This window comes from Enterovibrio makurazakiensis (assembly GCF_050336585.1).
GTDB lineage: Bacteria > Pseudomonadota > Gammaproteobacteria > Enterobacterales > Vibrionaceae > Enterovibrio > Enterovibrio gelatinilyticus.
Map to the genome: position 1 here is coordinate 206,580 of NZ_JAKJSE010000010.1, position 13,574 is coordinate 220,153.

9 protein-coding genes are annotated in these 13,574 nt (G+C 46.3%); 8 read left to right on the forward strand and 1 reads right to left on the reverse strand.

What is annotated here, in order from left to right; genetic code table 11:
• Nucleotides 1-303 precede the first annotated feature (303 nt).
• From L4D06_RS09060 to L4D06_RS09095, 8 genes are all read left to right on the forward strand, one after another.
• Nucleotides 304-1,038, forward strand: coding sequence for a GntR family transcriptional regulator (locus L4D06_RS09060; protein WP_274163238.1), 735 nt, complete (start codon nt 304-306; stop codon nt 1,036-1,038).
• A gap of 389 nt (nt 1,039-1,427) precedes the next feature.
• Nucleotides 1,428-2,882: a xanthine dehydrogenase small subunit gene (xdhA, locus tag L4D06_RS09065; protein ID WP_274163239.1), complete on the forward strand. Its 1,455-nt coding sequence runs from the start codon at nt 1,428-1,430 to the stop codon at nt 2,880-2,882.
• Nucleotides 2,872-5,283 (forward strand): xanthine dehydrogenase molybdopterin binding subunit, encoded by a 2,412-nt coding sequence (gene xdhB, locus L4D06_RS09070; RefSeq protein WP_429738958.1) that lies wholly within the window; start codon nt 2,872-2,874, stop codon nt 5,281-5,283. The genes xdhA and xdhB overlap by 11 nt, the downstream gene beginning before the upstream one ends.
• A gap of 35 nt (nt 5,284-5,318) precedes the next feature.
• Nucleotides 5,319-6,221 (forward strand): xanthine dehydrogenase accessory protein XdhC, encoded by a 903-nt coding sequence (xdhC, locus tag L4D06_RS09075; RefSeq protein ID WP_429738959.1) that lies wholly within the window; start codon nt 5,319-5,321, stop codon nt 6,219-6,221.
• Between the two features lie 4 nt (nt 6,222-6,225).
• Nucleotides 6,226-7,551 carry a guanine deaminase gene (gene guaD / locus L4D06_RS09080; protein ID WP_429738961.1) on the forward strand — a complete coding sequence of 442 codons (1,326 nt, stop codon included), beginning with the start codon at nt 6,226-6,228 and terminating at the stop codon, nt 7,549-7,551.
• Nucleotides 7,552-8,198: 647 nt separating this feature from the next.
• Complete coding sequence (locus tag L4D06_RS09085) at nt 8,199-9,179, forward strand: hypothetical protein (protein ID WP_429738963.1); 981 nt, start codon at nt 8,199-8,201, stop codon at nt 9,177-9,179.
• A gap of 102 nt (nt 9,180-9,281) precedes the next feature.
• Entirely contained in the window at nt 9,282-9,584 is a 303-nt protein-coding gene (locus tag L4D06_RS09090; protein WP_429738964.1) for a membrane lipoprotein lipid attachment site-containing protein, read from the forward strand.
• Nucleotides 9,585-9,683: 99 nt separating this feature from the next.
• Nucleotides 9,684-10,217, forward strand: a complete 534-nt coding sequence (locus tag L4D06_RS09095) for an outer membrane beta-barrel protein (RefSeq protein ID WP_429738965.1) — start codon at nt 9,684-9,686, stop codon at nt 10,215-10,217.
• 69 nt (nt 10,218-10,286) lie between these two features.
• Here the strand turns inward: L4D06_RS09095 and L4D06_RS09100 are convergent.
• The coding region (locus L4D06_RS09100; RefSeq protein WP_429738967.1) for a glycosyl hydrolase at nt 10,287-13,574 on the reverse strand (3,288 nt) is incomplete at its 5' end.

Below are 13,574 nucleotides of genomic sequence, written 5' to 3' on the forward strand. Positions count from 1 at the left end.
TGCCCAAACATACATGCATGCATGCATGACTGAGTGCACTACACCTCCCTCAGCTATTCCCTGTCACTTCTGTGGCTATTCATAAGTCATGATTCTGCGCTTCACGTGCGGTATGACTAAATAGAACCCATCCCGCAAAGATAAATCTCACCAATACAATAATTGCGTCGATATTGTACAATCACTTCGGCTATTCTTATACAAAACCTAATAATCATAAACTTCAGTTTTTTACGTTCGCTTTTAGAACGTTAGTTGACAGCAGACTCGTGACAGACGACGAGTCGTAATAGGGAAAACGGCATGACAGGGCTTCTCAAAGCAACCTCAAAAAAGAGTAAATCGGCGTCCCCTAAGATGACGCAAGATGACGTTGTATACGGCCATATATTTGATGCCATTCTTGAACAACGTCTCCCACCTGGCACCAAACTAAGCGAAGAAGCTTTAGGCGAAATTTTTGGTGTCAGCCGCACCATCATCCGACGCGCATTGCTGCGTCTATCTGTTGAGCAAGTTGTTAGCACTCGTCCCAACCGTGGCTCCATCGTTGCTTCTCCTTCTGTTGATGAAGCCATGCAAATACTGAAAGCACGCGAAGTGATGGAATTAGCCATTGTTGAACTCGCCGCGGAACACGCCACTGGCGAACAAATCGCAAAGTGTCGAGCCATGGTTGCAGAAGAACACGAAGCCATTGCACTGAACGATACCGGACGAAGCATTCGTCTTTCTGGAGAGTTTCATATAGAGCTAGCAGCCATGGCAGACAACCTGCCATTGATGAGCTTCCAGCGTAGTTTGGTGTCACAATGTTCACTGATAATTGCACTATATGAATCAAGCAAACAGCATAACTGCTCTTATGATGAACACACGCAACTGCTAGACGCCATAGAAGCTCGAGATAAAGATAAAGCAGTTTCTTTGATGAGAACGCACCTTGAACACATCAAATCAAAACTCAACCTTCATGACGAAATTAGTACACAAGATCTTCACGCTGTTTTCTCTAATGTCCTAAAGAAGAAAGCATAACCCGTTAGCCATTGCCCTGCTGAACCTACTGTACGGTGGGGAATATTGAGCAATGGTTAATCCTATTTTTTATCGATTCTGCTATTCTCCTCATCGTCCCTTATGCGGTCATGACTTCACCTTTCAAAGTAAGCTTTTCCTATTTTCCTCTCTATAACACAGTGGGTCTCACTGTAATTTTCAATACTCACAGACGATCATCATCACAAATTGTATACAATTATTGTTTACCATTTTCGTTAATTATAACCAAATAAGTAAGGTACTGATTGATTTTTCAGTCTTTTCCGGCATTACGGACATGTAAACACACTGTTAACATAAAGTTGACCGAACGGTCAGAAATGACTAATTTGTAATCAGTGGATGCTAACTGTCATGGAGGCCATGTGATCCGTTTTCTCTTAAATCAGACCTTGCAGGAAGAAAAGGATATTTCTCCAAACCTAACTGTATTGAATTACCTTCGCGAACATGTGCGCAAGACAGGCACAAAGGAAGGGTGTGGTTCCGGTGATTGCGGGGCATGCACCGTCGTGTTGGGCGAGGTGGTAGATGGCAAGCTTGAATACCGCAGCCTGAACTCTTGCCTCACCTTTGTTTCGGCACTTCACGGAAAACAACTAATTACCGTGGAAGATCTACGAACGAAAGAGTCGCTTCATCCCGTTCAAAAAGCCATTGTCGATTTTCATGGTAGCCAATGTGGGTACTGCACTCCGGGTTTTATCATGTCGATGTTCGCGCTCACCAAAAACACGCCGAACGCCAATAAAGAAGATACCTATGAAGCGCTCGCTGGCAATCTTTGTCGTTGCACGGGTTATCGACCTATCGTTGAAGCGGCGTTATCACTCAGTCAAGAAGCGCCGATCCGCGATCAGTTCTCCGATTACGAACGAGAAACAGTTGAAAAGCTCAATGCCATTGGTAAACCCGAACTTGAACATCATGCTGATGGCAAGACGGCTTTCACCCCGACCAACAGTGACGAACTAGCCAAAACCTTGATGGCGCACCCCAATGCAAAACTGTTAGCAGGTGGCACTGATTTGGCGTTGGAAGTCACGCAATTTCATCGTGACATTGATAAGTTGATTTACCTCGGGCATGTCGAAGATATCAAAACCGTGAACGAGACTGACACGCACATTGAAATCGGAGCCAATGTCCCGTTAACCGATGTGTATCGTTCGCTTGAACCGCACTACCCTGATTTCGGTGCACTGATCCAGCGTTTTGCTTCTCTGCAAATCCGCAACCAAGGCACGATTGGCGGAAATATTGCCAATGCTTCTCCGATTGGTGATGGGCCGCCGTTGTTGATTGCGCTGGGTGCGACAATCACGCTTAGACGTGGAGAAACAGCACGTGAGATCGCGCTCGAAGATTTCTTCAAAGACTACAAAGTCACTGCGTTGCAAGCGTCTGAGTTTATCCAAACGATTCGTGTACCCAAACCGTTGCCAGACCAAGTATTCAAAGCGTACAAGATCTCCAAGCGCTTTGATGATGATATTTCGGCGGTGTGTGCTGCATTTCACCTGAAATTCGATAGTGACACTGTCACAGAAGTGCGTGTGGCGTTTGGCGGTATGGCTGCCATTCCAGCTCGCGCCACTCACTGTGAACAAGCATTGATCGGCAAGCCGCTCTCCTTAACCACGATCCAAGCGGCGATGACAGCATTGGCTAGTGACTTTTCACCAATATCGGATGTAAGAGCCACCAAAGAATATCGAGCGGAAACGGCCGCTAATTTACTTTATCGCTTATATACCGAACTCACTTATACCGCGGCTGGTAACACGATAGAAACGAGGGTTATTCATTATGTCTCGTAAAACAATTCCCTCCATGACAATGGAAGAAATGACCACACAGGCCAAAGCCGGACTAATGACAGGTGTCGGTAAATCCGTGAAGCATGAAAGTGCTGAGAAGCAGGTTTCCGGTGAAGCTCTGTATATTGATGACCGCAACGAATTTCCGAATCAACTGCACGTTTATGCGTTGATGAGCCCACATGCACATGCAAACATCACCAAGCTTGATGTGTCCCCTTGCTATCATGTTGCTGGTGTACGAAGTGTTATAACTTCAGAAGATGTGCCTGGTGAGCTAGATATCGGCCCGATCCTTCCTGGAGACCCAATGCTAGCAGACGGCAAAGTGGTGTATGTTGGACAACCTGTTATTGCTGTTGCTGCTGACAGTCTCGACAACGCCCGCAAAGGTGCAGAAGCCGCCATTGTTGAATACGAACTCTTGCCAGCCGCGCTAGATGTAGAAGAAGCATTGGCTCAAGAACTGTTTGTTACTGACAGCCACACACAAAAACGTGGTGATTCTGCCGCCGCTATCGCCAACGCTGATCATGTCTTAGAAGGAGCACTCCATGTCGGCGGTCAGGAGCACTTCTATTTAGAGACACAGGTTTCTAGTGTTGTTCCGACCGAAGATGGTGGTGTGATTGTCTATTGCTCCACCCAAAACCCGACTGAAGTACAAAAGCTTGTGTCATCGGTTCTTGGTGTTCCTATGCACAAAGTGCTGATTGATATGCGCCGAATGGGTGGTGGATTTGGTGGTAAAGAGACACAAGCTGCTGGCCCTGCCTGTATTGCAGCGGTTTTCGCTATTCAAACCGGACAACCAGTGAAATTCCGTCTTCCTCGTCGTGAAGACATGATGATGACGGGCAAACGACACCCTTTCTTCAACCAATACAAAGTCGGTTTTGATGACAATGGTTTGATTGAAGGAATTGAGATCGTGGTATCTGGCAATGCAGGACACTCCCCAGATTTATCTCGCTCCATCGTCGATCGCGCCATGTTCCACTCAGACAACGCGTATTATCTTGGCAACGCCACTGTCACAGGGCATTGCGTAAAAACCAATACCGCTTCAAACACGGCTTATCGTGGATTCGGTGGCCCTCAAGGGATGATGACCATTGAGCACGTGATGGACACTATCGCTTACCATCTTGGCAAAGATCCTCTCGATGTACGCAAAACCAACTACTACGGCGCAGAAGGCGAAGGCGAAGGCGAAGGCGAAGGCGAAGGCCGTGATGAAACCCACTATTACCAGAAAGTGGAAGATAATTTTATTCATGACATGACGTTAGACTTGGAATCAGAGTGCGACTATCAAGCAAGACGAAAAACGATTGCGGAATTCAACGCCAATAGCCCAATCCTGAAAAAAGGCATTGCTATTACGCCAGTGAAATTTGGTATCTCATTTACGGCAACCTTCCTAAATCAAGCGGGTGCGCTCGTGACTGTGTACACCGACGGTAGCATTTCACTTAACCACGGCGGCACGGAGATGGGCCAAGGATTAAACACCAAAGTCGCCCAAATCGTCGCGGAAACCTTCAATGTGGATGTCAGCACCATTCAAGTCACGGCCACCAATACTGAAAAAGTGCCAAACACATCACCCACCGCAGCGTCGTCTGGTACTGACCTTAATGGTAAAGCAGCGCAGAATGCTGCGCTGATCATCAAAGAGCGTATGGTAAATTTTGCTTCCACTCATTTTGATGTTACCCCCGAAGACGTAAATTTCAGCAATGGCATTGTGTCGATTGGCGACAAGAAAACCCTAACGTTTGCCGATTTTACGGAGCTATGTTGGTTTAACCAGATCTCGCTAGCAGCGTCTGGTTTTTATCGCACACCGAAGATTTTCTACGATCACGAAAAAGCCCGTGGACGTCCCTTCTATTACTTTGCTTATGGCGTGTCTTGCTCTGAAGTGATTATTGATACCCTAACAGGGGAATACAAAGTTCTCCGTGCTGACATTCTTCACGACGTGGGGGCGTCACTTAACCCAGCGATAGATGTTGGTCAGGTTGAAGGAGGCTTTATTCAAGGCATGGGATGGCTGACAACCGAAGAGTTAGTGTGGAACGATAAAGGCCAGTTGATGACTGCAGGCCCGGCAAGCTACAAAATCCCAGCTGTCGCAGACACACCGGAAATCTTTAACACACGTTTGGTCGAAAACCGCACCAACGCCGAAGACACGGTATTCCACTCCAAAGCCGTGGGCGAACCTCCTTTCATGTTGGCGATTTCGGTATGGAGCGCGATTCGCGATGCCATTGTGAGTGTTGCTGAAGACGGGGAAATCCCGCACCTTCCTGCCCCCGCCACACCCGAGCAGGTTTACAACGCCATCAAGCAGGCTCGTAAAGGCAAATCTGCCGCGGATTTTTCGCTCTAAGCAGATAACCCAGAACCATGGATTGGAGAACAGTGATGTTTAAAGACAATTGGATCCAGGCACTGGCTGACTTTGAAGCCAAAGGCACGCCCTGTGTGATGGTAACGGTACTCGAAGACAAGGGCTCAGTGCCACGTGGCGCAGGCACGAAAATGCTGGTGACAGAGAACGAGGTCATTGCCACCATTGGTGGCGGGCATCTTGAACACGTTGCAATGAAAGCCGCACAAGAGATGCTATCGCACGGTCATAGCGAGATGAAAATCGAGCGGTTCAACCTAGGCGCAAGACTAGGGCAATGTTGCGGTGGCATTGTCACACTAAGTTTCGAACCCATCGGACAACAACGACATATACTGGCTCTTTTCGGTGCTGGCCATGTTGCCAAAGCGCTAGTTCATATTCTCGCAACTCTGCCATTCAAGGTGATATGGATTGATGAGCGTGAAGCGCAATTTCCTGCTCAAATTCCTGACAACGTTGAAATGCTATTGAGTGACGACCCAGTCGGTGAAGTGGCTAACCTACCAACCAACTGTATGTATTTGGTGTTAACCCATAACCATCAACTGGATTTTGACCTTTGCCGAGCCATTCTAAAACGCGGAGACAGTCGCTATTTCGGTTTAATTGGTTCGCTGTCTAAACGGAAACGTTTTGATTTTCGCTTGAAAGAACGTGGGTTTAACGATGAAGCGATTAACACCATGATCTGCCCTATCGGTATCGAGGCGGTAAAAGGTAAACACCCCGCAGAAATTGCAGTTTCCGTCGCGGGCGAATTGATCGCTTGTTATCAAGGTGAGCACATCTCCAGCAAACGAGATCACTTACCACAGAAACTGACTGAAAAAGTCTCTACCCTGTCTACAAAGCCTAAGCTTGATATAGAGCTAGAGCATAACGATAAGAATAATAACGAAAAAATAAGGGCATAAAGGAATGAATGACCCAAAAACTCATCCGGCGAAAGCCTTTCGCGCTGCCATACTGCACAGCCTTGCCAACCCAACGGACGTGGGTTTGGAAGACTCTTATCAATACTTTGAAGACGGTATTTTAGTCGTTGCCGACGGTCATATTGTTAGTGTCGGTTATGCAGAAGATATACTGCCAACACTGGATGCCAGTATTGAAATTGTTGAATTTGAAGATAAATTGATCACACCGGGTTTTATCGATACCCACATTCACTATCCTCAAACAGGTATGATTGCTGCCTATGGCGAGCAACTTCTCGATTGGTTAAACAACTATACCTTCCCTGAAGAGAAACGTTTTGCGGATACAGACTATGCCCGGGAAGTCGCTATCCAGTTTTTGGATGAACTTGCGCGCAATGGCACCACGACGGCACTGGTTTTTGGCACAGTGCATAAAGCCTCAGTCGATGAGTTTTTTCAAGAAGCGGAAAAACGAAACCTTCGCATGATCGCAGGCAAAGTCCTGATGGACAGAAATGCCCCAGAAGATCTGACAGACACACCTGAATCAGGCTATGAGGACAGCAAAAGTCTGATCGAGAAATGGCACAATAAGGGCAGATTGCTTTATGCTGTCACACCACGCTTTGCCCCTACAAGCTCCTCAGAGCAACTGCGTTTGGCTGGCAAATTACTCAAAGAATATCCCGATGTATACATGCACACTCACCTATCTGAAAATCTTCAAGAAATCGAATGGGTAAAGTCTCTGTTTCCTGATAGCAAAAACTATTTGGATGTCTACGATCAACATAACCTGCTTTCCAGCCGATCGGTATTCGCCCATGGCATTCATCTTTGTGAAGGTGAATGTACTCGGCTTCAAGAAACCGATTCAGCTATCGCATTTTGCCCAACCTCAAATCTATTTCTCGGTTCTGGCCTGTTTCCACTTGCTGAAATGGAAGCCAAAGGTATCAAAGTGGGGATGGGAACAGACGTTGGTGCAGGTACGAGCTTTTCTCTGCTGCAAACCATGAGTGAAGCATACAAAGTCTTACAGCTACAGGGCAAAAAACTGCATCCGCTAAAATCGCTTTACCAAGCCACACTTGGAGGAGCAAAAGCTTTGTCTCTCGATCACATGATCGGCAATTTCGAATCAGGTAAAGAAGCCGACTTTGTCGTACTCGATCTTCATGCCACTCAACTTATGAAGTTTCGAATAGAGCACGCGCATTCACTGGAGGATAAACTGTTTGTTCTAATGACACTCGGTGATGACCGAACAGTATGTGACACCTTCTCATATGGACAATCCATTTATTCCACTCACCACGTTTAACAGCGGCGACACATCTACAAACAGTATTATTGCGTTTCTGCAATCGCAGAAACGCAAGGCTTCCCCCCAAACCGTTAATCATCTGGTTTTGTTCTCACACAAATCAATCTGGTAACCAAGTCACACTTAGCGTATCCCATTTTGAACAATGAATCATAAACCCGACCAATGCGTTCAAATAATGAGCACTTAAATGATCTTAAATTGTTAAAATTGTCATGCAGCAAGATAACACCAAGCGCATGTTTCTAGGCCAACCCCTTCCATATTTGCAGATAGATCGTCATTCTTTATCAAGCACATTGTTTCATACGCCAAAGCATCGTTACCGTTTCACAGCAAATCGATGCATTTAACAACATTATCGAATAGGTTTGTTAGAAACCGTCCTTGTTGCCAGCTTGTTGCTGCGTGTTTGAAAACTATCGAAATACCCACTCCTTTAATAAGTAATTACGAATAAATTCCCACACTTTGAACAGGTAAATTAATCTTGAGAATAAAAAATACTGTTCATATAATGCCGCCGAATTTATTGGTCACACAGTAATTCACAGAACATATGCAATGGGTATGGATACCTTAAAAGGATTAACAGAACACAAAGACAGGATCGTTTAGTGTTTTTGTATTTATAGGATTTAAAGATGCGAGCAGGAAGTTTAAGCCTTGCAGTAACGCTAGGATTATCAATGGCTGGGTGTAACAGTGAGACATTCACCATTCCAAGCAATCCAACGCCCCCGACGGGTCCAGTTGCTCCCACCACCTCTGTCAGCATTTATCAATCGATTGATAATTGTGAATTCAACGCTGCACAAGATGTTAACAATTGCCCATTCAAACATGGCGTTTATGTGCTTAACCTTGATCCTTTGCAGATCACGGACTCTGAGCATAAAGCCGTACTTCAACGTGTGACAAATATGATGACATGGGCGAGCACAGACGTACAAAGTGCTTTCAACACCAAAACTCTGGTCCTTGGCATCATTCCTTCTCAAGATGACGTAGACCCACCATCGGGTGCTAACCCAACTGATGCTGGCGAATTCGCGGTCGAACTCGCTATGAATGGGAAAAGTGTTGTCGACGGCGTGGAACTGTTGTTTACGCAAGACGCCGGAATCAACGAAACAGAGGGGCCAACCGCCTATCAGAAAATGATGCAGTTATTTGACTATTATATTGATAGCCAAACTGTTGCCGGTGATGAACTCGATATCTCTTATCTCGCCTTTAACATCGCCGTTCCCTATATTGCAGCGCAAGCCAACGCCCAACCCATCGTCCTTCCTCATATTTCAAAATATGACCCTTGCCCATATTCTAACGGCCAAGTCGCTGGCTGTAACGATGACCCCGATCCTATTCACGAGGCTGCAGGTGTCGACATGAACCCTGGTGCAGTGGCTGGAACGGTCTACGAATACATGGTTGAAGGCGCTAAAACATCTCCCCTCGGTGAAATAGAAATCAGCGATGGTAGCAGCTTCGTGAATAAAGGTGTGATTGGCACTGATACGCCTACCCTTATTCCAACCCAGACTCTAAAAAGCTGGGAAAACCCAGCATTTATTCCAATGGTAGATTACTTAAACAAACACTTTTTTGTTTATAAGCAGTGACAAGAAATAACCAACAACACGTAACAATCAGTGGTTATCTCCAGAAAAATCAAGATGGTTATTTAATCTTCAACCGCTCGATCATTTTATTAGGAAGTAAAAATGAAGAAACTAATTTGTGCCATTGGCCTATCTTTAGCACTGGCTGGATGTTCAACACCGTTTGACGAAAGTGCCAAGTTTAATGCTTTTGAGCCTATAAACCACGTTACCTCCATCGACAGTGTTGTTTCATACCATGGCGAACCCGATGAAATCATCAAAAACGGTGACACGACAGTTTATGTGTATGAGTACCGTGAAACCGTCGATATTGTCCCTTTTTTCTTTTCAACCATGGCTTTTAAATCACGTGCGTTCACTTTTGATAACGAAACCAAAACGCTGATTAAAATAACCGACTAACAAATAATAATTATCTAAACATACACATTCACTCTTTATAAATTATTAAGAGCTGGTTCGGTATGCAATAAATTTTTAATTTCAGGAATGACTATTACAATGAAAAATTCAATTGTCGCATTGCTGCTCCTTTCTAGTTTCTCATTCGGTGTATTTGCAAACCCATTTGTTGGTGTCACGGTAGGAACGGGGAAAATTGAAGACTCAGGTTTTGTTGATACCTCTTACGAGACCAGTTACTCAGCCCAAGCCGGCTACGATATGCATCTAACAGATTTACTTTCGGTGTCTGTATTTGGTGAATACAAATATCACGGAGAATTTGAGATTGGCACCATGGCCACGTCAGATTTAATCACTTACTCAGTGAATATCATGCCGAAATTATATGTAATTGATACTTTCTATATCGGTACAAAAGCCGGGCTTGGCAAAGGCGATGTGCAATTAAAGAGTATCAATGGACAAACACTTCAAAACATCACCGGTGATAATGTCGTTGTTGGTCTAGAAGCAGGATATATCGTTGACAACTTCACCTTTAAAGCTGGCCTTGAAGAAAGCAACGTTAAGTACAAAGGTGAGAAAATCAGCGCACCTGCTGGCTATGTAGGGGTCAACTATACATTCTGACACCTTAAACAATAGGCTAGTGTAAAGCTCATTCAGCGAGAGCAATCTCGCTGAATGAGTCACCAAATATCAGTTGCCCGATGAGCCTGATGTGTTAATGCCAAAGCTATTGGCTGGCACCGTCAGTGAAGTGCCATCGCTGAATTGCACTTGTTGGCTGGTATTTTGAAAGTTATAAGCCACGTAAGTCATTTGATTGCCATTTTTGAACGCTACCGCAGTGGGTGAATCAGCGGTTAACGATCCAGTCCCTGTCATCAAGTGCCCTAACGCCTTCCATGTATGTATCCAATGGTAGGTATGCGCTTTCGATTCACCTTCTTCAGTGACATAGTTCGAGCCTCGCGTTTCATAATCTGCAATCGCAGCATCTGCATCTGTCATTGCCCATAGGTTCCACCAGATATCTCGCCAATGACCGTCTTGCAAACCCGACGCTTTTCCATTGCTGGACTCGGTTAAGCCAAGTTCAACATAATCTTCCATGTAGTCAGCGTGGAGGCCAACGTGGAAAACCAATGGATTGAGCGGCAGCCCTTGTATGCCAAGGATATGCGCGTAAGCGCCACTGAACCAGGTAGAAAAAACACCGCCCGTCCCCCAGATAATTGACGTTGTGATCTTGTCGTATCCCGGCGGGAAGTTATCGTAATCGTCCCCTTTGTTTGGATAAAGCGGTGAGCTATTACGATATCCATCAAGGTTGTTCCAATATTCCCAATACGCAGCACTTGATGAAGCATGCAAATACATGCCTTTTTCAACTAACTCATCGTCACCCGTGATCATGCCGTATAGCACGATAGCACCATATGAGTTGGCCGCTTCTGATGTCGATTCGTTGTTGTTACCCAGTTCAAAGTTGGCGTGACCTGATGCCCATGAAAATCCATTCGCAGGGTCGAAATTTCGAAGGTACGGGAACATATCGTCGTCTTTACTCGCGGCATAATCGCGGATCAACAATTCGACCATCGGGCCATACTGATCAGCGCCACACCATGCTATATCAGTACGGCAAATTTCTGCTGCCGCACGAACGAAGTATCCATAATGAAAGTGGTGGTCATTCAGTTGCTGATGCGTGCCAAACGATTCTTCTACGCCCAGTAAGGTTGTCCAAGTTTCGTCATAAACGAAGTATTTCACGGTGTCTAAGCCACCATTGGTGTCAGCGCTGAACCAATCTTCCAACTCGCCTTTTAGCCAGCTCGTCAAGGTATTCGCTTCAGTGGTCATACCGATGCTTCGAGCGATCGCAATCACCTCGGCGGCTTTACCATAGCTTTTGCCAGACCAATACGTGTCTGTGTATGGGTTCCAACCATTCGAGCCTTTGTTAACGTACTCTGTTACCAAATTTTTCAGGGTATTTGTATCAAAATCGCCAACCGTACTCGGAAGATAAGGCAATACGCCAACAAATGGCATGGTGTAAGAAAATCCATTAGTTTGGCTAAATTTGATCACGCCACGCGCACTGCGCATTTTGTAACTGGTTGTCGCGACGTTGCTGTTTTTCCAGTGCAAAGGATGTAACCCTGCGAGGGTTTCAATCGCATTGCCTTGATTATCCAAATAAGTGTGCGTGACTGTTACTTGGTTATTGGCGCGGTTAACTTCGTAATCAATTTCTACGTCACGTACAACTTGGCGCGCCAACGCGGCAAACTCATTGCTAACAGCATTACTTGGCACAGCAGTGCCCGGTAACAATGTAATGGTCGCTTCTTTTGCGCTATTTATAACGGCAATTCTATTGCTCGTTTTCTCAGTGAAAGTGGTTTCACCCTCGCCCACAATAAGAAAGTTCGTGCGATTGCCTGCTACGTTAGTCCACACGCCAAGCATGTTGTTTGAATCTGAAAATGTGCCTTTTTCACCGCCATTTGATTTCAGCGTTTTCAACACAATGTCACCTTGATACGCTTTCACATAAACGTAAGGTGAGCCATGCACAAAAGTGGCTTCCATGATTGGCGTTGTTCCGTTTCGCCATTCGACCGTCATTGCGCCATCACTGTGATCTTTTAGATAGCCTTCCATATCGGTGAACTGCGAGTTGGCGATAGTAATACCATCAAAAACTTCATCAAGTGGCGCTGGCACCGTGTATTCAAACTTATCAACCGCACCTCTTAACCCACTGGGGATGCCCAGCATTCTGAAGCCACGTTCTGAAATGCGTGCGCTAACGGGATCGGGGGTGATATACGCAGCACTGTCGGAATCACCAATGCGCATTTCACCTAGAAAGGATACCGACCCCCACCATTTGTGTGTGGGTACGGGTTGATTTGAGAGTTCTGGCACTAGCTGAGGAAATATCTTAGTTGGCGTACCAATGTTCGAGCAAGATTCTACACCGGGTTTAACCACCCCAGCATTAAACACCCAAAAGCCATGATCTTCAGCACAGCCGTATCCATCAGGGTTAAAGGTGTCTGAAATGCTGCCTGCGCCATAAGAGGTTATCTTATAGTCTCCTTCGTAGCCGCTTCCATTACCTTCAGCCTGCTCAAGGTACACATCTGCCACTAACAAAGTGCCGTTGCCCGAAAACTGTAATCCGATCCACGTCAAATCGTTGAATGCAGGAAACGGTATTTGCATCTCGATCCAGCCGTTGCTCAGCGCTGTGCCAGTATTAATCGCATAAGGCTTTTTATCTTCGGTGCTATTCACGCCCTGAATGGACACTTCAACTTGAGTGGCAAAAGTACTCTTCACTTTAAAACGAAGTTGGTTATACGCCGACGCATCGATAGCATCTGCCGGATTGCGATTGCCCCACGCAAGTTCAGCATAAGGAACGCCATATCCCGTGCCGCTTGTTACCTGAATGGCGCGCTCATAGGTGGTGTCTGAAGGGGTTGTATTGATAGATGATTTTGAACCCCAAGATACGGCAGATTCAGCAAAATCGAATGAATCAGCATTCTCTGAATGGAAAACGTAACCATTAGTATCTTCAGGGGTTTCGCCACCATCTGTGCCATCGCCACCATCTGTGCCATCACCGCCGTCTGTGCCATCGCCGCCGTCTGTGCCATCGCCACCGTCTGTGCCATCACCGCCGTCTGTGCCATCGCCACCGTCTGTGCCATCACCGCCGTCTGTGCCATCGCCACCGTCTGTGCCATCGCCGCCGTCTGTGCCATCGCCGCCGTCTGTGCCATCACCGCCGTCTGTGCCATCGCCACTGTCTGTGCCATCGCCGCCGTCTGAGCCATCGCCACCGTCTGTGCCATCGCCGCCGTCTGAGCCATCGCCACTGTCTGTGCCATCACCGCCGTCTGTGCCATCACCACTGTCTGTGCCATCACCGCCGTCTGTGCCATCGCCACTGTCTGTGCC